Genomic DNA, 19,140 nt, shown 5'->3' with positions numbered 1-19,140 from the left:
CCTCCCCACCCTCGCCGAATACTGCGACGAACTCCCCGGCCACCCGACGCCCCCCGCCCGCGCGGACCACCTCATACGCCTGGGCCGCCTGTCGGACGGCGCCCACGCGGTCGTCGACGGCACGAGAGGCACGATCCTCGCCTGGAACGCCCGACAGGGCACCCTCCACCCCCTGATGTCCGACGTCTCCGCCCTCGCCCTCACCCTCTGGGCCCTGCGGCGCATGAGGCGGCTGGAGGCGGGGGCGGGGGTCGAGAGCGCGTAACCCGCGTCGCCCGACCTGCCCGGCCGGTCGGAAGCCGACCGGGCCGCCTGGCAACGGGCCTGCGTTTCCTGAGCACTTGAGGCAGCGTGACCCGACCGTCCGGCCGGTTCGGGAGGTTATGGTTTCAGGCAGCGTCGCGTGCCGGTGGCGGATGGATCGTCAGGCATGGAGGCGTCGTACCGGAAGGTGGCTCCGGCCATTCCCACCCCGATTTCACAGAAGATCACGTCTTACCCCGCCGAGGACCGGTTCCCCGGCCCCCGGCCCGCCGTTCTCGTCCTGCCCGGCGGCGGCTTCCGGGAACTTCCGCCGCACGAGGGTGAAGGCTACGCGCGCTGGCTGTCCGGCCTCGGCATCCACGCCTTCGTCCTGTCCTACCGGCTTCTGCCGGATCGGTTCCCGGCCCCGCTCGAAGACGCCCGGGCCGGGTTGGACCACATCCGCGACGGCGACCACGGCCTCGACATCGGCAGGGTCGGCGTCATCGGATCGAGCGCGGGCGGTCAGCTTGCCGGCCTGCTCATGACCGGCCGGGTGCTGTCCGTCGAGGAGGGCGTCGTCGACCCGCCCCGACCGGACTTCGCCATCCTGTCCTACGCGCTGGCCGACCTCGACCTGCTGCCGCCGGCGGTGGTCGAGAACCTGCTCGGCGACCTGCTGCCCATCAAGGACGAGCTGTCTCCGGCCAAACACGTCGACGCGTCGGTGTGTCCGACCTTCGTGTGGGCCACCTCTCAGGACCCGCCGGGCCTGCCCAACGCCCTGGAGTGGACCCGGGCGCTGGCGGCGGCCGGGGTACCGGTGGAGTTGCACGTCTACCCGGGCGGCAGCCACGGCATCGGCCTGGCCGACGGCGTGGAATACGGCGGTGAGCCGCACAAGTTCATTGCGCGCGAGCCGCACACCGCGTCCTGGACGACCGCGTGCGCGGCTTGGCTGCGACGGGAGGGCGTTCTTGCCGACTGACCGTGTCACCGCCGGGGGCGGGGAACTGCAGCGGGTGCACGGCAAGCTGCGCAGTGCGCTGGCGCTGGCGCGGGCGGGACTGGACGGCGGCGACCCCGCTGACGCCGCCACCGACTTGCTGTTGTTCTGCCACGGGTTCTGCGCCGCCCTGTCCGGCCACCATCGTGCCGAGGACGGTTCGCTCTTCCCCGAACTGGTACGGGCGCGACCCGACCTGGCGCCGGTGGTCGCGAAGCTGACTCAGGACCACAACATGATCGAGCACCTCATCGGCGGATTGCGGAAGGCGCTGGCCGACTCGACCGATCCGGAGGTGGCGCATCGCCACCTGGACGGGGTCGAGGCGGTCATGGAGACGCACTTCAAGTACGAGGAGAAGCAACTGGGAGCGGTGCTGGACGGCATGGACACCGACTTCGACCGCACTGAGATCTTCGGCCCGATCGGCTGAACCGTGTTCCGGTCGCGCCGCCCGCCGACGGCGCGACCGGGAATCCACCCGCCCCTCGGCTCCCCCCCGTTCCGGTCAGAGGCCGCGTTCACCAGGGCGCGGGACCGTCGATGTCGAAGAAGCTGCCGGTGGGCCCGTCGGCGTGCAGCATGGCGGCGCGCACGGCGACCTTGGCTCCCTCGGAGGGATGCCGGCCGGAGGGGTCGGAGTTCATGTCGGTCCTGTTGACGCCCGGGCAGACCGAGTTGACCTTGATCGGTGTGTCTGCGAGTTCGGCGGCGAGCCAGCCGGTGAGGCTGTTCAGGGCGGTCTTGGAAACCGGATAGGCGAAGACCGGGAAGGCCCTCTGAACGCTCTCGGGATCGGCCAGCGGACCCAGAGAGGCCATCTTGGTGCTGACGTTGACGATGCGGCCCTCGGGCGACTTCCTGACCAGGGGCAGGAAGGCCTGGGTGACACGCAGCGGGCCGAACAGGTTGACCTCGAGGTCCTCACGGACCGTCTCGAGGGCAACGGTGCTGGGGAGGCCCTCGCCTTCGACCTTGGCAACGCCGGCGTTGTTGACCAGTACGTCGAGGGAGTCGTGCGCCGCCCCGATCTCTGCCGCGGCGGAGCGGACGGAGTTCTCGTCGGTGACGTCGAGTGCGACGACGCGTACCTCACCGTGGGCAGAGAGTGCCTCGGCTGCGGCTCGCCCCCGGTCGAGGTCGCGCGAGCCGATCCAGACGAGATACCCGGCCTCGGCCAGCTGCCGGGCCGTCTCAAGGCCGATGCCCTTGTTGGCGCCCGTGACCAGGGCCGTTCGCTTCGTGATGTTGTTCATGCAGTCAACCGTGCTTGACGTCGACGGTATCTTCCATAACGTGGAGTCCATGAATCTTTACGGTTCGTCCATGCGGGTCGGTGTCGCCGCCGCTGGTGACCCGATAGCGGATGCGGCCGGTCTCCTGCGTCCGCGCAGCTTCCAACACGGCGGCCTCACCGGCACGGGTCCGTGGGCGGTGCGCTTCGAGCCGTTCCGTCACGTCCAGATCGGCGTGGTCGCGACCGGCCAGTGCTGGCTGACCATCGAGGGCCACGAGCCGGTGCTGCTGCGCCAGGGAGACTTCTACCTGCTGGGCGATCCCCCGTCCTACGCGCTGGCCAGCGAGCTGGGGGCCGAACCACGAGCCGCGGCGTCGCTCGACCTGGCGGGGGCCCAGGTGGTGAACGTCGCGGACGGCGGTGGAGCCGAGACCTACGTGTGCCGTGCCCACTTCGCCTTCGACGATGCCGACGCGTCCGTCGTGGTCGACGCCCTTCCCCGTCTGGTCCACGTCCGCGCGACCGACCCGCAGGGCCGATTGTTCGGGCATCTGAGCCAACTGCTCGTGAGCGAGTTCGCGACCAACGCCCCTGGCAGCTCGCTGGTCCTCGACCACCTGGCCCAGATCCTGTTCGTGCACATGCTGCGCGCGCACGCGAACCGGACGGAGCGTCCCGTCGGCTGGCTGGGAGCGCTCACGGACGACCGCATCGGCGTGGCGATGCGCGCCATGCACGCCGATGTGTCACGCCGTTGGTCGCTCGCCGAGCTTGCCCGGCTGGCCAACATGTCCCGTTCCGCGTTCGCCGCCTCCTTCAAGCAGCGGGTGGGCCGGCCGCCGTTGGAGTACTTGATCGAGTGGCGGATGAGCCTGGCCCGCGACGCCCTGCTCCGCGGCTCGTCATCCATCTCCGAGCTCGCCACGGCGACCGGGTACGAGTCCGAAAGCGCCTTCAGCACCGCGTTCCGCCGAGTCGTCGGCTCCTCGCCGCGGCAGTTCCGCGAGCAGGCCCGCCGCAACGGCTCAGCCCTCTCGGCGCACTAGTCGTCGTTCCTGCCAGGGGCCTTACGCCTCGGGGACCATGTGGACCGCAGCGCCGGCGTCGCGACCACAGCGAGTGACGAGCGCACCGGGAAAGGCTCAACGGGTGGAACCCCGCTCGGGATTCCACCCGTTCACTCTGCCTTGTCGGGCAAGTCGGAGGCCGTGGCGGGATTCGAACCCACGTAACTCGCTTTGCAGGCGAGCCCCTGAACCACTCGGGCACACGGCCGTGTCGTTGCTTCGTGCTCCCGACGGTAGGGCGGGGCGCGGCCGGTGCTCAAGGAATCCGGGCAGGCCGCAACACGACTGCCACACGGCGTTCATGAACGGGCACAAGCGCAGTGGTGCGGGGGCGTGCGGTCGTACGACCAAGGTCCCGGTCCGGTACCGCCTCCCGACAGGGGTGAAGGCGGGCTGTGGCCCTTACTCTGGCGACCATGACCGTCCCTGAGTCCCGCGACACCGATGTCGCCGTTCCCGCCGAGCGTGCCGAGCCCGCCGAATCGCCGATCAGTACCGCCGCCCCCGCCGAGACCGTGCTGAGCCGTGCCTACCGGGCGCTGAGCGTCGGCATCGTCTCCGTCATCGTGCTGATCGCCTTCGAGGCGACGGCGGTCGGTACGGCGATGCCGGTGGCGGCGCGGGAGCTGGACGGGGTGTCGCTGTACGCGTTCGCGTTCTCGGGGTACTTCACGACCAGTCTGTTCGGGATGGTGCTCTCGGGCCAGTGGTCGGACCGGAGGGGGCCGCTGGCCCCGCTGGCGACCGGCATCGCGTCCTTCGCGGTGGGGCTCGTGCTGTCCGGGACGGCCGGGGCGATGTGGCTGTTCATCCTCGGGCGGGCCGTGCAGGGGCTCGGCGGCGGGCTGGTGATCGTGGCGCTGTACGTCGTTGTCGGGCGGGCCTACCCGGAGCGGCTGCGGCCCGCGATCATGGCGGCGTTCGCGGCGGGCTGGGTCGTCCCGTCGGTCGTCGGGCCGCTGGCCTCCGGAGCGGTGACCGAGCACCTCGGCTGGCGCTGGGTGTTCGTCGGCATCCCGGTGCTGGTCGTCATTCCGCTCGCCCTGGCGCTGCCGCAGATACGCAGCCGGGCGGCGGGCCCGGTGGGCGGAGCGGACACGCCGGCCTCCTTCGACGGGCGCCGCATCCGTCTCGCCCTCGCCGTCTCGCTGGGCGCGGGCCTGCTCCAGTACGCCGCCCAGGACCTGCGGTGGGTGTCGCTGCTGCCGGGAGCGGTGGGCGCGGCGCTGCTCGTCCCCGCCGTGCTCGGCCTGCTGCCGCGCGGCACCTACCGGGCGGTGCGCGGCCTGCCCTCCGTGGTCCTGCTGCGCGGCGTGGCCGCCGGGTCCTTCATCGCGGCCGAGTCCTTCGTCCCGCTGATGCTCGTCACCCAGCGCGGGCTCAGCCCCACGCTCGCCGGTCTCTCGCTGGCCGCGGGCGGCGCCACCTGGGCCGGCGGCTCCTGGCTGCAGTCCCGGCCGCGTCTTGAGCCGTACCGGGAACGGCTGATGGCCCTCGGCATGGTGCTGGTCGCGGCGGCCGTCGCCACGGCGCCCAGCGTGCTGATCGACGCCGTACCCGCCTGGACGGTGGCCGTCGCCTGGGGCTTCGGCTGCTTCGGCATGGGCCTGGTGATCTCCTCCACCAGTGTGCTGCTGCTCAAGCTCTCCGCCCCCGAGGAGGCCGGTGCCAACTCCGCCGCCCTCCAGATCTCGGACGGCCTGTCCAACGTGGTCCTCCTGGCGGCCGGCGGCGCGGCCTTCGCGGCCCTCGGCGGCGGCACGGTCGCCCACGCGGCCACCGGGGCCGGTGCGGCGACCGGCTCCCACCCCGCCGCGTTCGCCGCCGTGTTCCTGCCGATGGCGGCGGTGGCCCTGGTGGGCGCGTGGGTGGCGACGCGGCTGCGCGAGAAGTGAGGCGGGGGCACGGCCCGGGCGGTTGTGACGTCCGTCCCACCCGGGGGTGACCCGCCCCCGGGCGCGCGTTGATCGCGTCCGGCCGCCGGTAGGGTGGCCCGGTTGTCATACGTGGCCGAGCCGCTCTACCCCCTTCGGAGACCGTGACTACCACCGCCAGCTCCAGCACCTCGCACCACCTGTCCCCGGCCTTCCCCGGCCGTGCCCCGTGGGGCACCGCCGGCAAGCTGCGGGCCTGGCAGCAGGGGGCGATGGAGAAGTACCTCCAGGACCAGCCCCGGGACTTCCTGGCCGTCGCCACGCCCGGCGCCGGGAAGACGACCTTCGCGCTGACGCTGGCGTCCTGGCTGCTGCACCACCACGTCGTGCAGCAGGTGACCGTCGTCGCGCCGACCGAGCACCTGAAGAAGCAGTGGGCGGAGGCCGCGGCGCGGATAGGGATCAAGCTGGACCCCGAGTACAGCGCCGGCCCGCTCAGCCGCGAGTACCAGGGCATCGCCATCACGTACGCGGGCGTCGGCGTCCGCCCCATGCTGCACCGCAACCGCGTCGAGCAGCGCAAGACCCTCGTCATCCTCGACGAGATCCACCACGCCGGTGACTCCAAGTCGTGGGGCGAGGCCTGCCTGGAGGCGTTCGAGCCGGCCACCCGCCGCCTCGCGCTCACCGGCACGCCCTTCCGCTCCGACACGAACCCGATCCCCTTCGTGGCGTACGAGGAGGGCAACGACGGCATCCGCCGCTCCGCCGCCGACTACACGTACGGCTACGGTTCGGCGCTCGCCGACGGCGTGGTCCGGCCCGTCATCTTCATGAGCTACAGCGGCAACATGCGCTGGCGGACGAAGGCGGGCGACGAGATCGCCGCCCGGCTCGGCGAGCCGATGACCAAGGACGCCGTCAGCCAGGCCTGGCGGACCGCGCTCGACCCGCGCGGCGAGTGGATGCCGGCCGTGCTGCGCGCCGCGGACCAGCGGCTGACCGAGGTCAGGAAGGCCGTCCCGGACGCGGGCGCGCTCGTCATCGCCGCCGACCAGGACTCCGCCCGCGCCTACGCCAAGCTGATCCGCGAGATCACCGGCAGCAAGGCCACCGTCGTCCTGTCCGACGACGCGGGGGCCTCCAAGAACATCGACACGTTCAGCCAGGGCGACGACCGCTGGATGGTCGCCGTCCGCATGGTGTCCGAGGGCGTCGACGTCCCCCGCCTCGCGGTCGGCGTCTACGCCACCACCATCTCCACCCCCCTCTTCTTCGCCCAGGCCGTGGGGCGCTTCGTGCGTTCCCGCCGGCGCGGCGAAACGGCCTCCGTCTTCCTCCCCACCGTCCCGGACCTGCTCACCTTCGCCAACGAGATGGAGCGCGAGCGGGACCACGTCCTCGACAAGCCGAAGAAGGAGGGCGAGGAGGACCCCTACGCCGAGTCCGAGAAGGAGATGGACGAGGCCAACCGGGAGCAGGACGAGGACACCGGCGAGCAGGAGCAGTTCGCCTTCGAGGCGCTGGAGTCCGAGGCCACCTTCGACCGGGTGATGTACAACGGCGCCGAGTTCGGCATGCAGGCCCACCCGGGCAGCGAGGAGGAGCAGGACTACCTCGGCATCCCGGGCCTGCTGGAGCCGGACCAGGTGCAGTTGCTCCTCCAGAAGCGGCAGGCCCGGCAGATCGCGCACAGCCGCAAGAAGCCCGACGACGAGGCCGACCTGCTCGAACTCCCCGCCGAACGCCGCCCGGTGGTCTCCCACAAGGAGCTGATGGAGCTGCGCAAGCAGCTCAACACCATGGTCGGCGCCTACGTCCACCAGAGCGGCAAGCCGCACGGTGTCATCCACACCGAACTGCGCCGGGTCTGCGGCGGCCCGCCCAGCGCCGAGGCCACCGCGGGCCAGCTGCGCCAGCGCATCGCCAAGGTGCAGGAGTGGGCGACGCGCATGAAGTGACGCCGCCGAGGCGTGCGCGGGCCGTACGAATGGGGACAAAAACCGGCAGTCGGTAACGGTTGGCGCCCGGATTCTGGACGGAGCCTTCCGCTGAGCGGACCTGGTGGTTACTGTCCCGCTACGCACACGCCCCGTGGCAGCGCCGCCGCGGAGCGCAGCCGTGAAGCGACTGGACCCGGGAAACGCCGGGTCGTCAGCCGATCGGCGGCCTCTGGAGCGCGTCACGGACGGGACTCGGTGACGCGCCCGCCGCGAAGGGGCCGCCGACCTCACCACTAAGGAGTGGGCGTCGTGACCGCGGAGACCTCTCAGACGCTCGACCGGGGACTCAGGGTCCTCAAGCTGCTGGCCGACACGGACCACGGGCTGACCGTCACCGAGCTGTCCCACAAACTGGGCGTGAACCGGACGGTCGTATACCGCTTGCTCGCCACGCTGGAGCAGCACGCTCTCGTACGCCGCGACCTGGGCGGCCGTGCCCGCGTCGGCCTCGGCGTCCTGGGCCTGGGCCGCCAGGTACACCCCCTGGTCCGCGAGGCGGCGATGCCCGCCCTGCGCTCGCTCGCCGAGGACATCGGAGCGACGGCCCACCTGACCCTGGTGGACGGCGCGGAGGCGCTGGCCGTGGCGGTCGTGGAGCCGACCTGGACGGACTACCACGTCGCCTACCGCGCGGGCTTCCGCCACTCCCTGGAACGGGGCGCGGCGGGCAAGGCCATACTCGCCGCCCGCCACCCGTCCCCACCGGTCGGCGAGCCGACGGACGACGACCCCGGCTACACCCTCACCCACGGCGAACTGGAGGCCGGCGCCTGCGGCGCGGCGGCACCCCTGCTCGGTGTCACGGGCGTCGAGGGCAGCGTGGGTGTGGTGATGCTCTCGGAGGTGGTCCCGGAACGCGTCGGCGAACGCGTGATGCACGCGGCCAGGGAGGTCGCGGAAGCGCTGCGGTGACGTTCGCCGACGGGGGCCCGGGTCACCGGCCCGCGTGGGCCGTGTCGGAGGACCTCCTGGCCACCGCGCGCCCGACCCCGGGCCGCCGGGTGAGCTTGCCGAGGTGCGGGTCGCTCATGATCACCGGTCCGCGTGGTGCCGGGCCGCCGCGCGCCTGCCCGCATCCGGCGCGCGGACGGGCCCGCGTTAGATTGACTCCGTGCTCTCTCGTCTCACGCGTCCCCAGGTCCTCGCCGTGTGCGGGCTGCCCGTCGTGGCGCTGCTCGCCACCGTCGTGTTCGCGCCGCTGCCGTTCTCCGTGGCGCAGCCGGGCCTGACGGCCGATGTGCTGGGCGAGAACCAGGGGGACGAGGTGATCACCGTCAGCGGTGCGCCGACGCACGACACCCGTGGGCAGCTGCGGATGACGACGATCGAGGCGACCGGACCGGACGCGCGTATCCGCCTCGGGGACGTGCTCAGCAGCTGGTTCGACACCGACCGGGCCGTGATGCCGCGCGACGCCGTCTATCCGAGCGGCGACGACGTGGGCGAGATCGAGGAGTACAACCAGAAGCAGATGAAGGAGTCGCAGGACACCGCCACCACGGCCGCGCTCCGGTATCTGCGGCTGGACGGGAAGGACGTCGACGTCGAGCTGCGGCTCGAGGACGTCGGCGGGCCCAGTGCCGGGCTGCTGTTCTCGCTCGGCATCGTCGACAAGCTCGGCGCCGACGACCTCACCGGCGGCCGGGTCGTCGCCGGGACCGGGACCATCACCGACGGCGGCGAGGTCGGCGCCGTGGGCGGCGTACCGCTCAAGACGCAGGCCGCGCGGCGGGACGGGGCGACCGTGTTCCTGGTGCCGAAGGCGGAGTGCTCGGACGCGCAGGCCGAGCTGCCGAAGGGGCTGCGGCTGATCCCGGTGACGACTCTCAAGGGTGCCGTCGACTCGCTCAAGGCGCTGGAGAGCGGGAAGGGCGACGTGCCCGCCTGCTGAGTCGCGGCGCGCTAGCCCTCCTTCACGAAGCCCTTCTCCTTCATCCAGTCCAGGGCCACCTGGTGCGGGTCCTCGCCGTCCACGTCGACCTTGGCGTTCAGGGTCTGCGCGACGTCGTTGGTCAGTGCCCTGGTGACCGGGTCGAGGACCGACGCGATCGCCGGCCACTTCTTCAGGGTGGCCGTGCGGACCATGGGCGCCGCGTTGTAGTTCGGGAAGAACTTCTTGTCGTCCTCCATCACCACCAGGTTCATGGACTTGATCCGCCCGTCGGTGGTGTACACCTCGCCGTAGGTGCAGGCGCCCTTCGCGGTCTGGGTGTAGATGATGCCGGTGTCCATCTGGGTGATGTTCCCGGCGGGCAGCGACATGCCGTACGCCTTCTCCAGGCCCGGCAGACCGTCCGCGCGGTTGGCGAACTCGCCCTCCACGCACAGCGTCACCGCACCCGGGTCCGACTTCGACAGGGCGGTGACCTCCGAGAGGGTCTTCGTCCTGTACTTCCTGTAGTTGGACTGGTTCATCGCCAGCGCGTACGTGTTGTTCAGGCGGGCCGGCGGCAGCCACGTCAGGCCCTTCTTCGCGTCGGCCTCCTTCACCGCCCGCCACTGCTGCTCCGGGTCCGGGATCGGCCTGCTGTTGCCCAGGTAGGTGATCCAGGCGGTGCCCGTGTACTCGTACGTGGCGTCGGCGTCGCCGTTCTCCACCGCCGCGCGGGTGCCGACGGAGCCCTGGATGCCCGTGCGGTCCAGCACGTCCGCGCCGGCGGCCTCGAAGGCGATGCCCATGATCGCGCCCAGGACCAGCTGCTCCGTGAACTCCTTGGAGGTGACCGTCAGATCGGCCCCGTCCAGCGGTTTCCCCTTGCCGACCGTGCCCGGCTCCACGTCGTCGACCATCGGGGAGCCGCTGGTCAGGCCGCACCCGGCGGCGGCTGCCAGGAGCGACACCGCCAGCAGCGCGCCCGTACGCCGGCTCGGCCGCCGCAGCCGATTCCAGCCTCTCCGCCGGCTCATGTGCCCACCTCCAGGCCCCGCGGGCGCAGCAGCAGTTCCGCCAGCGACGCCAGCCAGTCCACCAGCAGCGCGAGCGCCACGGTGAGGATCGAGCCCAGCACCAGGACCGGCATCCGCTGGCTGGTGATGCCCGTGGTGATCAGTACGCCCAGGCCGCCGCCCCCGCCGAAGGTCGCCAGCGTCGCCGTACCGACGTTCAGGACGAGCGCCGTGCGCACGCCGGCCAGGATGAGGGGGACGGCCAGCGGGAGCTCCACCCGGGTCAGGACGCCGAGCGGGGACATGCCGATGCCGCGGGCCGCCTCCAGGAGCGTCGGGTCGTTCGCCCTCAGGCCCGCGATGGTGTTGGACAGCACGGGCAGGACGGCGTAGATGATGATGCCGATCAGGGCGGCCCGGCGGCCGATGCCCAGCCAGATCACCAGCAGGGCGAGCAGGCCGATCGCCGGGGTCGCCTGGCCCATGTTGGCGAAGGCCATCGCGAACGGGGTGGCCCTGCGGAACGCCCCGCGCGTCAGCAGGACGCCCAGCGGGATCGCGATGATCAGCACGAAGAAGGTGGAGATCACCGTCAGTTCGACGTGCTGCCACAGGGCCTTGGTGACCTGGCCGTTTCCCAGGGCGTTGCGGCTGAGCGCGTCCAGGTCGGCCTGCCGGAACCACAGCCACGTCGCCAGCAGTACGGCGATCAGGACCACGGGCAGGAAGGTCAGCTTCCGCCAGCCGACCCGGGGCCCGGCCGCTGCCGCGGGGGACGGGGGCGCCTCCTCCTCGCTCGCGCCCTCGTCCCGGAAGGCGAGCCCCTTGACCTCGTGCTCGCCCTCGGGGCGGCGGCCGGGGGAGGGGCGGGCGGAGCTGCTCACGCGCGGCCTCCGACCTCGCCGAAGCCCTCCTGCTCGGTCTGTGTCTGCGTGGCCCGGGACTCCTCCAGGTCGTGCTGGTGCTCCAGCGCGTCAAGACGGTCGGCCTCCAGCAGTTCCTGCACGGAGTTCATCAGCGTCTCCATGTCGACGACGCCCTCGTAGCCGCCGCGCCGCCCGGTGACCGCGACCCGCCCCGCGTTGTCGGTCAGCACCGCCTCCAGCGCGTCCCGCAGCGTCGCGTCCCGGGTCACCGTGTCGTGGACGAGCGTCCCGGCCCGGGCCAGCGAGCCCTTGGCCCGCATCAGGTCGCCGCGCCGCAGCCACTTGTAGGGGCGGCCGCGCCGGTCGAGGAGGAGGATCTCGTTGGTGCCCGACTCCCGCAGCCGGTCGAAGATGTGCTGGAGCGGGTCCTCCACGGTCACCGTCGGGTAGTCGGTGATCGCCACGTCCCTGACCCGGGTGAGGTTGAGCCGCTTCAGCGCCGCCCCCGCGCCCACGAAACCGGAGACGAAGTCGTCCGCCGGGTTGGTGAGGATGGCCTCGGGGGTGTCGAACTGCGCGATGTGGGAGCGTTCGCGCAGGACGGCGATGCGGTCGCCCAGCTTGATCGCCTCGTCGAAGTCGTGGGTGACGAAGACGATCGTCTTGTGCAGCTCGTGCTGGAGGCGGATCAGCTCGTCCTGGAGGTGGTCGCGGGTGATCGGGTCGACCGCGCCGAACGGCTCGTCCATCAGCAGCACGGGCGGATCGGCGGCCAGGGCCCGGGCCACGCCCACCCGCTGCTGCTGGCCGCCGGAGAGCTGGCGCGGGTAGCGGCCGTGGAACTCCCCGGCGTCGAGGCCGACCAGGTCCAGCATCTCCTCCACCCGGGAGCGGATACGGGTCTTGGACCAGCCGGTCATCTTCGGTACCAGGGCGATGTTCTGGGCGACGGTCATGTGCGGGAACAGACCGGAGGACTGGATCGCGTAGCCGACCTTGCGGCGCAGCTTCACCGGGTCGATGTCGGTGACGTCCTCGCCGTTGATGCGGATGCGGCCGCCGCTCGGCTCGATCAGCCGGTTGATCATCTTCAGGGTGGTGGACTTCCCGCAGCCCGAGGGGCCGACGAGGATGACCGTCTCGCCGGCCTTGATCTCCATCGACACGTTCTCGACGGCCGGCTGCGGGTTGCCCGGGTAGCGCTTGGTGAGGGACTCCAGCTCGATCGTGGCCCCGGTCGCCGCCCCGCTCTCCCCGATGGCGGCGCCGGCCGCCGCCCCGCTCTCGTCGTGTTCAGACACGGATCCCCCTAGGAATGGTCAGCCGCCCCAGCAGCACGTACGCCGCGTCGAACAGCAGGGCCAGGACGATGATGCCGAGCGTGCCCGCGAGCACCTGGTTGAGGGCGTTCTTGCTGCCGAGCGAGGCGATCCCGCGGAAGATCTCGTTGCCGAGGCCCGGTCCCGAGGCGTACGCGGCGATCGCGGCGATGCCCATCAGCATCTGCGTCGAGACCCGGATGCCGGTCAGGATCGGCGGCCAGGCCAGCGGCAGCTCCACCCGCAGCAGCCGCGCCGGACGCGACATGCCGATGCCCTTGGCGGCGTCCACCAGCGCCGGGTCGACCCCGCGCAGACCGACGATCGAGTTGCGCACGATCGGCAGGAGTCCGTAGAGGGTCAGGGCCGTCACCGTGGGCGGCACACCGAGGCCGACGATCGGGATGAGCAGGCCGATCATGGCCAGCGACGGGATGGTGAGGATGGTCGAGGTCGACAGGGTCGCCAGGTTTCCCGCCCACTCGCTGCGGTAGGTGACGACGCCGATGAGCACCCCGAGCAGCGTCGCGACCACCATGCACTGGAAGACGGCACTGGCGTGCTGGTAGGCGTCGGCGAGCAGCTGCTGGTGGCGGCTGCCCAGGAAGTCCCAGAAGTTCACGCCCGCTCACCTCCGGGATCAGGCCGCCTCAGTCGGGTCCGACGCTGTCCTCGGCCGCCTGCTCCACCAGCGGGATGATCCGCAGCGGAACGGGGTTCTCCATCACGATCGCCGTGGCGGCCCGGACGATGCCATCAAAACCGACAACCCGGTCGATCACCCGTTGGAGATCGGCGTTCGAGCGGGCCACCAGACGGCACAGCATGTCCCCGGTGCCGGTCGTGGTGTGCAGCTCCAGGACCTCCGGCACGGTCGCCAAGTGCGCCCGTACGTCGGCCCCTTGGCCCTGCCGGATCTCCAGCGTGGCGAACGCGGTGACCGGATAGCCGAGGGCCGCCGGGTCCACCTGGGGGCCGAAGCCGCGGATGACTCCGTTCGACTGAAGCCGGTCGAGCCGGGCCTGCGCGGTGCCGCGCGCCACCCCCAGCCGCCGGGACATCTCCAGCACCCCGATCCGCGGCTCCCGCGCCAGCAGACCGATGATCCGCCCGTCCAGCCGGTCGATCCCTCCGCCACCCCTGCCCGCCATCACCCACACCCTCCCGGCTGGTCATCCTGTACAGATCGCCTGCCCCGACCGGCCTGCCAATGGTCAGAGTGCCCACTGAAAACCCGAACTATTGCGCACCTTGCGGCCAGGGGAGAACCTGCCGCTATGACGCAGACCACACACCACACTCCCGACACCGCCCGGCAGGCCGACCCCTTCCCGGTCAAGGGAATGGACGCGGTCGTCTTCGCCGTGGGCAACGCCAAGCAGGCCGCGCACTACTACTCCACCGCCTTCGGCATGAAGCTGGTCGCCTACTCCGGACCGGAGAACGGCAGCCGGGAGACCGCGAGCTACGTCCTGGAGAGCGGCTCCGCCCGCTTCGTGTTCACCTCGGTGATCAGGCCCTCGACCGACTGGGGCCGCTTCCTCGCCCAGCACGTCGCCGAGCACGGCGACGGCGTCGTCGACCTCGCCATCGAGGTGCCGGACGCGCGCGCCGCCCACGCCTACGCCGTCGAGCACGGCGCCCGCTCGCTCGCCGAGCCGCACGAGGCCAAGGACGAGCACGGCACCGTCGTCCTCGCCGCGATCGCCACGTACGGCGAGACCCGGCACACCCTCGTCGAGCGCACCGGCTACGACGGCCCGTACCTGCCCGGGTACGCCGCCGCCAAGCCGATGGTGGCGCCGCCCGGGTGGGGGCACCTCCCGGCCGGAGGCTGGGGGAGGGTCTTCCAGGCCGTGGACCACTGCGTCGGCAACGTCGAACTCGGCCGGATGAACGAGTGGGTCGGCTTCTACAACAAGGTCATGGGCTTCACGAACATGAAGGAGTTCGTGGGCGACGACATCGCCACCGAGTACAGCGCGCTGATGTCCAAGGTCGTGGCCGACGGCACCCTCAAGGTGAAGTTCCCGATCAACGAGCCCGCCGTCGCCAAGAAGAAGTCCCAGATCGACGAGTACCTGGAGTTCTACGGCGGCGCGGGCGTCCAGCACATCGCGCTGAACACCAACGACATCGTGCAGACCGTCCGCGCGATGAAGGCCGCCGGCGTCGAGTTCCTGGACACCCCCGACTCGTACTACGACACGCTCGGCGAGTGGGCGGGCGAGACCCGGGTGCCCGTCGACGTCCTGCGCGAGCTGAAGATCCTCGTCGACCGGGACGAGGACGGCTACCTGCTGCAGATCTTCACCAAGCCGGTCCAGGACCGGCCGACCGTCTTCTTCGAGATGATCGAACGCCACGGCTCGATGGGCTTCGGCAAGGGCAACTTCAAGGCCCTGTTCGAGGCGATCGAGCGCGAGCAGGAGAAGCGCGGCAACCTCTGAGCCCGCTCCGGGGGCTAGCTGGGCGGGCCCTCCATCGAGGGCTCGCCCAGCTCCGCCAGGGCACGCTTCGCCTCCGGCGCCCGCAGCGGGGAGAAGTACGGGTTGATCGTCAGCGCCTCCCGCAGATGCCGCCGCGCGGGCCCGTACCGCTCCAGCCCCTTCTCGATCACGCCCCGGTGGAACACGTGCAGCGCGCTGCGCACCCCGCCGCCCCGGTCGCCCTCGGTCGCGATCGTCGCGAACTCCAGCGCCTCCTCGTCGGCACCGGTGCGGTGCAGCGCCCAGCCCAGCGCGTCGGCGACCGCGGTTCCGGGCTGGCGCCCCCACTCCGCCCGCAGCACCCGCACCGCCTCCGCCGGGTCCCCGTGGTCGGCCTCCAGGCGCCCCAGCACCAGCTGCTCGTCGGCCCCGGCCGCCCCGGCGCCCCGCACCCGCTCCCGCAGCAGGTCGTACTCGACGCGCGCCGCCTGCGCGAGGCCCAGCGACTCGTACAGTTCGCCCAGCTCGAGGGCGTACTCGGGTCCCGGCCGCTTGGCCGACGCCGCCTGGTACGCGGACAGTGCCTCCGTCGTACGGCCCAGCGCCGCCAGCGCCCGGCCCTGCCCGGCCTGCGCGGCCCGCTGGTCGGGGTCGGTGCGCAGCGCCTCCTGGAAGAACCGCAGCGCCTCCTCGCGGTCGCCGCGCTCGAACGCCAGCCGCCCGGCCTGCTCCAGGTACGCCGCCCGCTCGGCCGGTGCCCCGGCCCCCGCCGCCGCGTCCGAGATCCGGGCCGCCGCGTCCTCCCGCCAGCCCCGGTCCCGGTAGACGGCCGCGGCCAGCGCGCCCACGGCCGGAGCGCCCGGGCGCAGCTCCAGCACCTTGTCCAGGGCCCGGCCCACCCCCTTCTGGTCGCCGAGCCCGGTGTACGCGTCGACCAGCACCGCGTGCGCCGTCCACCGCTTCGGCGCCGCCTTCACCGCGCTCTCGCCCCACTTCTTCGCCGCCGGGAAGTCCCGGCGCGCCACCGCCAGCGCGGCGAGCCCCTCCAGGGCCTGCGGATTGCGCCGCGGCCCGGTCTTCAGCGAGGTCTGCAGGGCCTTCTCGGCCTTCGGCCAGTTGGCGGTGTCCGCCGTCCGGCTGCCCTGCTCGACGTAGGCCGCGCCAAGGACCGCCCACGACGCGCCGTCCCGCGGATGCGCCCGCAGGTGCGACTCCCGGTCGCCGATCAGCGCGGCCAGGTCCGGCAGCGCGGCGGGCACGCCCGTGGTGACCGCCCCGCGCGCCACGGCCACGGGGCCCGGCGCGGGCGGGGGAGCGTCGCCGCCGCCCCAGGGCAGCAGCACCACGGCCCCGCCGAGTACGACGGCACCGGCGACGCCACCGATCAGCATCCGGCGTCCGCGCCGCGACCGCCGCCACCCGGGGCCGGGCACCCGTCCCGGCCCCCGTCCCCGAGCCCGGTCCCGACCCCGGTCCCGGCCCCGGTCCCGTCCGGTATGTCTCTCCATGACCACCATGGCGCTCACTGTGCGCCAATACGATGAGCGCACCGGGTAAGCGAAGAGTGCCGTCGACGGGGTTCACACCGATGGCCCCGGATGCCAACCTGTGATCATGAGCCGTATCGAAGCGCCTCGTGACGGAGTCGGCGCAGCCGCGGCGGTCAGCAGCACCCTCGTCGAACGGCTGCTCGCCGGACTGCCCGCCGAGTCCGTCCTCACCGACCCCGACGTCACGGCCTCCTACGCCCACGACATGGCCAGCTTCTGCCCGGCCGGCGCGCCCGCGGTGGTCGTCCTGCCGCGCACGGCGGAGGACGTCCAGCACGTCATGCGCACCGCCACCGACCTGCGCGTACCGGTCGTCCCGCAGGGCGCCCGCACCGGCCTGTCCGGCGCGGCCAACGCCACCGAGGGCTGCGTGGTCCTCTCCCTGACCAGGATGGACCGCATCCTGGAGATCAACCCGGTCGACCGGGTCGCCGTCGTCGAACCGGGCGTCGTCAACGCCACGCTCTCCCGCGCGGTGAACGAACACGGCCTCTACTACCCGCCGGACCCCTCCAGCTGGGAGATGTGCACCATCGGCGGCAACATCGGCACCGCCTCCGGCGGCCTGTGCTGCGTCAAGTACGGGGTGACGGCCGAGTACGTCCTCGGCCTGGACGTCGTCCTCGCCGACGGCCGGCTGATGTCCACCGGGCGCCGCACCGCCAAGGGCGTCGCCGGATACGACCTGACCCGCCTCTTCGTCGGATCCGAGGGATCCCTCGGCATCGTCGTGCGGGCCGTCCTCGGGCTGCGCCCCAAACCGCCCGAGCAGCTGGTGCTGGCCGCCGAGTTCGCCTCCGCGGCCGCCGCCTGCGACGCGATCTGCCGGATCACGGAGGGCGGGCACGTGCCGTCCCTCCTCGAACTGATGGACCGTACGACCGTCAAGGCGGTCAACGACTTCGCCCGCATGGGGTTGCCGGAGAGCACCGAGGCCCTGCTGCTCGCCGCCTTCGACACCACCGATCCGGCCGCCGACCTCGCCGCCGTGGGCGCGCTGTGCGAGGCCGCCGGTGCCACGCAGGTCGTCCCGGCCGAGGACGCCGCCGAGTCCGAACTGCTCCTCCAGGCGCGGCGCCTGTCCCTCACGGCCCTCGAAGCCGTCAAGGGCACGACGATGATCGACGACGTGTGCGTGCCGCGCTCCCGGCTCGGCGCCATGCTGGAGGGCATCGAACGCGTCGCCGCGAAGTACGGCCTCACCATCGGGGTCTGCGCCCACGCGGGCGACGGCAACACCCACCCCACGGTCTGCTTCGACGCGCAGGACCCCGACGAGTCCCGGCGGGCCCGCGAGTCCTTCGACGAGATCATGGCGCTCGGCCTGGAACTCGGCGGCACCATCACCGGCGAGCACGGCGTGGGCGTGCTGAAGAAGGAGTGGCTGGCGCGGGAGCTGGGCCCGGTGGGCCTGGAGATGCAGCGGGCCGTCAAACAGGCCTTCGACCCGCTGGACATCCTCAATCCCGGCAAGCTGTTCTGATCCGGTGGGCCGAGCTGCCCGTCGCTCACCGGGCGAGCAGCTCGGCCAGCCCGTCGTCGAGGCCGAGCTGCCCGGCCTCGGTCCCCGGCGGCACCGCCCGCAGGGTCCGCTCCAGCCAGGCCGACACCTGCGGGGTGGGCGCCTCGAGGAGGGCGTCCCCGTCGGGGCTGCTCAGCGCCATCAGGACCACGCTGCGGCCCTGCGCCTTCGACGGCCACACCCGTACGTCCCCGTGGCCGGACGGGCGGAAGACCCCCTCCACCAGCAGGTCGCGGGCGAAGGTCCAGTGCACCGGCGTCCCGGAGTCGATGTGGAAGGTGATGTGGACGGCGTAGGGGTCGTCGCTGTGGTAGCCGAGCAGGGCGGGCACCGGGATGCTGGTCTCGGGGGACAGGACGAGCCTCAGCTCCAGCTCGCGTTCCACGACGGTCGGGTGCATGGCGGGGTTTCCTCTCTCGTACGGATCCGCACGGGCCGCCCGTAACGGGCCCGCACGAGTGAGAGCGGCCGGAGCCGCAAGCGTTACGCGGGTTCGCGAAACTTTTTTCCCACCACCTCTGTCCCAGGTGTGAAGGTCCATGCACGAGGTTGCCCGGAAAGGGTCGGGTCCTGCGGGACCGACGGTGCGCATTGCGTCCGTCTGATAGATGTTGAGGCCCCCTATCAACCCCCGAGCAGATACGGGACGACGGACATGAGCGCCCCAACCCCGGCCCCCGGTGACGACAGGCCCCGCGAAGGGTATTACCCGGACCCGTCCATTCCTGGATATGTCCGGTACTGGAACGGCGCCTCCTGGGTGTCGGGCACCAGCAGGCCCGCGCCCAAGGACGGCGAGACGCTCGCGCCGCCGCCCGGCGCGAGCGCCCTGGTCGAGGAGACCGGCCCGCACTTCTTCGACGAGGACCCGGTCGACGGGGCACCGCCCGCCTCGGCGGCCCAGCACGGCAGCCGCCCGGAGCCCGCGACGGCCTGGGGCGCCGACCGGTCCGGCCGCGCCGAGGCACCGGAGCAGCGCGTCGCCTGGCCGGGGCCGGCGCAGGGCACGGACCCGAGGATTCCGCACGCGCGGCCGGCGGGACCGGCCGACGCCGGAGGCGGCAGCGCGGACACGACGTCCGGTGCGGGTTCTGGTGCGGGTGCGGGTGCCGGCGGGTCCGGCGGGGCGGGGGCCGGG

General features: G+C 72.2%; 19 protein-coding genes and 1 tRNA gene. 11 read left to right on the top strand and 9 right to left on the bottom strand.

Features of this window, described 5'->3' with window-relative positions:
* The 3 genes from HZS56_RS33630 to HZS56_RS33620 form a co-directional block, all read left to right on the top strand.
* Window positions 1-265: SUKH-4 family immunity protein (locus HZS56_RS33630; RefSeq protein ID WP_216724611.1), on the top strand; the 265-nt coding region annotated here is incomplete at its 5' end.
* A gap of 165 nt (window positions 266-430) precedes the next feature.
* Window positions 431-1,231, top strand: a complete 801-nt coding sequence (locus tag HZS56_RS33625) for an alpha/beta hydrolase (protein ID WP_216724610.1) — start codon at window positions 431-433, stop codon at window positions 1,229-1,231.
* Complete coding sequence (locus tag HZS56_RS33620; RefSeq protein WP_253915322.1) at window positions 1,221-1,682, top strand: hemerythrin domain-containing protein; 462 nt, start codon at window positions 1,221-1,223, stop codon at window positions 1,680-1,682. Before HZS56_RS33625 ends, HZS56_RS33620 begins: the two co-directional genes overlap by 11 nt.
* 88 nt (window positions 1,683-1,770) lie before the next feature.
* Here the strand turns inward: HZS56_RS33620 and HZS56_RS33615 are convergent, their stop codons facing one another.
* Window positions 1,771-2,505, bottom strand: coding sequence for an SDR family oxidoreductase (locus HZS56_RS33615; RefSeq protein WP_216724609.1), 735 nt, complete (start codon window positions 2,503-2,505; stop codon window positions 1,771-1,773).
* 49 nt (window positions 2,506-2,554) lie between these two features.
* Between HZS56_RS33615 and HZS56_RS33610 the strand changes: the two genes are divergently transcribed.
* A complete protein-coding gene (locus tag HZS56_RS33610) occupies window positions 2,555-3,532 on the top strand; it encodes an AraC family transcriptional regulator (protein ID WP_253915321.1) in 978 nt (325 codons plus the stop codon).
* 157 nt (window positions 3,533-3,689) lie between these two features.
* Here the strand turns inward: HZS56_RS33610 and HZS56_RS33605 are convergent.
* Window positions 3,690-3,761: transfer RNA gene (locus HZS56_RS33605), tRNA-Cys, on the bottom strand.
* Between the two features lie 208 nt (window positions 3,762-3,969).
* Here HZS56_RS33605 and HZS56_RS33600 point away from each other — a divergent pair.
* The 4 genes from HZS56_RS33600 (at window position 3,970) to HZS56_RS33585 (ending at window position 9,321) form a co-directional block, all read left to right on the top strand.
* Window positions 3,970-5,448 (top strand): MFS transporter, encoded by a 1,479-nt coding sequence (locus HZS56_RS33600; RefSeq protein ID WP_216724608.1) that lies wholly within the window; start codon window positions 3,970-3,972, stop codon window positions 5,446-5,448.
* 143 nt (window positions 5,449-5,591) lie between these two features.
* Window positions 5,592-7,388, top strand: coding sequence for a DEAD/DEAH box helicase (locus HZS56_RS33595; RefSeq protein ID WP_216724607.1), 1,797 nt, complete (start codon window positions 5,592-5,594; stop codon window positions 7,386-7,388).
* 291 nt (window positions 7,389-7,679) lie between these two features.
* A complete protein-coding gene (locus HZS56_RS33590; RefSeq protein WP_216724606.1) occupies window positions 7,680-8,342 on the top strand; it encodes an IclR family transcriptional regulator in 663 nt (220 codons plus the stop codon).
* A gap of 199 nt (window positions 8,343-8,541) precedes the next feature.
* Entirely contained in the window at window positions 8,542-9,321 is a 780-nt protein-coding gene (locus HZS56_RS33585; RefSeq protein ID WP_216724605.1) for a S16 family serine protease, read from the top strand.
* Between the two features lie 11 nt (window positions 9,322-9,332).
* Here the strand turns inward: HZS56_RS33585 and HZS56_RS33580 are convergent, their stop codons facing one another.
* The 5 genes from HZS56_RS33580 to HZS56_RS33560 are packed head-to-tail and all read right to left on the bottom strand — an operon-like array spanning window position 9,333 to window position 13,652.
* Complete coding sequence (locus HZS56_RS33580; RefSeq protein ID WP_374201236.1) at window positions 9,333-10,337, bottom strand: glycine betaine ABC transporter substrate-binding protein; 1,005 nt, start codon at window positions 10,335-10,337, stop codon at window positions 9,333-9,335.
* Window positions 10,334-11,200, bottom strand: coding sequence for an ABC transporter permease (locus HZS56_RS33575; protein ID WP_216724604.1), 867 nt, complete (start codon window positions 11,198-11,200; stop codon window positions 10,334-10,336). The genes HZS56_RS33580 and HZS56_RS33575 overlap by 4 nt, the downstream gene beginning before the upstream one ends.
* Entirely contained in the window at window positions 11,197-12,441 is a 1,245-nt protein-coding gene (locus HZS56_RS33570; protein ID WP_216724612.1) for a betaine/proline/choline family ABC transporter ATP-binding protein, read from the bottom strand. Before HZS56_RS33570 ends, HZS56_RS33575 begins: the two co-directional genes overlap by 4 nt.
* Window positions 12,442-12,475: 34 nt before the next feature.
* The gene (locus HZS56_RS33565; RefSeq protein WP_216724603.1) at window positions 12,476-13,123 is read right to left on the bottom strand and encodes an ABC transporter permease; all 648 of its coding nucleotides are present in this window, start codon (window positions 13,121-13,123) and stop codon (window positions 12,476-12,478) included.
* 28 nt (window positions 13,124-13,151) lie between these two features.
* Window positions 13,152-13,652, bottom strand: coding sequence for an Lrp/AsnC family transcriptional regulator (locus HZS56_RS33560; RefSeq protein WP_216724602.1), 501 nt, complete (start codon window positions 13,650-13,652; stop codon window positions 13,152-13,154).
* A 126-nt stretch (window positions 13,653-13,778) separates the two neighbouring features.
* On the opposite strand from HZS56_RS33560, the gene hppD reads away from it, so the two are divergent.
* Window positions 13,779-14,951, top strand: coding sequence for a 4-hydroxyphenylpyruvate dioxygenase (gene hppD, locus HZS56_RS33555; protein ID WP_216724601.1), 1,173 nt, complete (start codon window positions 13,779-13,781; stop codon window positions 14,949-14,951).
* Window positions 14,952-14,965: 14 nt separating this feature from the next.
* Here the strand turns inward: hppD and HZS56_RS33550 are convergent, their stop codons facing one another.
* A complete protein-coding gene (locus HZS56_RS33550) occupies window positions 14,966-16,321 on the bottom strand; it encodes a tetratricopeptide repeat protein (RefSeq protein WP_253915320.1) in 1,356 nt (451 codons plus the stop codon).
* Window positions 16,322-16,538: 217 nt separating this feature from the next.
* Between HZS56_RS33550 and HZS56_RS33545 the strand changes: the two genes are divergently transcribed.
* Window positions 16,539-17,963 (top strand): FAD-binding oxidoreductase, encoded by a 1,425-nt coding sequence (locus HZS56_RS33545; protein WP_216724599.1) that lies wholly within the window; start codon window positions 16,539-16,541, stop codon window positions 17,961-17,963.
* A 25-nt stretch (window positions 17,964-17,988) separates the two neighbouring features.
* Here HZS56_RS33545 and HZS56_RS33540 read toward each other — a convergent pair whose 3' ends face one another.
* On the bottom strand, window positions 17,989-18,402 hold the full coding sequence (locus HZS56_RS33540) for an SsgA family sporulation/cell division regulator (RefSeq protein WP_216724598.1): 414 nt from the start codon (window positions 18,400-18,402) through the stop codon (window positions 17,989-17,991).
* Window positions 18,403-18,657: 255 nt separating this feature from the next.
* Between HZS56_RS33540 and HZS56_RS33535 the strand changes: the two genes are divergently transcribed.
* Window positions 18,658-19,140 (top strand): DUF2510 domain-containing protein (locus tag HZS56_RS33535; protein WP_216724597.1); only part of this gene is annotated, 483 nt, incomplete at its 3' end.

This window comes from Streptomyces mayonensis, assembly GCF_018982965.1.
Classification (GTDB): Bacteria; Actinomycetota; Actinomycetes; order Streptomycetales; family Streptomycetaceae; genus Streptomyces; species Streptomyces mayonensis.
The sequence above is the reverse complement of the archived record's forward strand: the minus strand, read 5'-3'. Positions and strand labels throughout refer to the sequence as shown.

What these genes read in the sequence shown, in the direction of transcription:
- HZS56_RS33625 (WP_216724610.1), top strand. Translation starts at nt 431, where the DNA reads ATGGAGGCGTCGTACCGGAAGGTGGCTCCGGCCATTCCCACCCCGATT.
- HZS56_RS33560 (WP_216724602.1), bottom strand. Translation starts at nt 13,652, where the DNA reads ATGGCGGGCAGGGGTGGCGGAGGGATCGACCGGCTGGACGGGCGGATC.
- HZS56_RS33540 (WP_216724598.1), bottom strand. Translation starts at nt 18,402, where the DNA reads ATGCACCCGACCGTCGTGGAACGCGAGCTGGAGCTGAGGCTCGTCCTG.
- HZS56_RS33600 (WP_216724608.1), top strand. Translation starts at nt 3,970, where the DNA reads ATGACCGTCCCTGAGTCCCGCGACACCGATGTCGCCGTTCCCGCCGAG.
- hppD (WP_216724601.1), top strand. Translation starts at nt 13,779, where the DNA reads ATGACGCAGACCACACACCACACTCCCGACACCGCCCGGCAGGCCGAC.
- HZS56_RS33550 (WP_253915320.1), bottom strand. Translation starts at nt 16,321, where the DNA reads ATGCTGATCGGTGGCGTCGCCGGTGCCGTCGTACTCGGCGGGGCCGTG.
- HZS56_RS33580 (WP_374201236.1), bottom strand. Translation starts at nt 10,337, where the DNA reads ATGAGCCGGCGGAGAGGCTGGAATCGGCTGCGGCGGCCGAGCCGGCGT.
- HZS56_RS33615 (WP_216724609.1), bottom strand. Translation starts at nt 2,505, where the DNA reads ATGAACAACATCACGAAGCGAACGGCCCTGGTCACGGGCGCCAACAAG.
- HZS56_RS33610 (WP_253915321.1), top strand. Translation starts at nt 2,555, where the DNA reads ATGAATCTTTACGGTTCGTCCATGCGGGTCGGTGTCGCCGCCGCTGGT.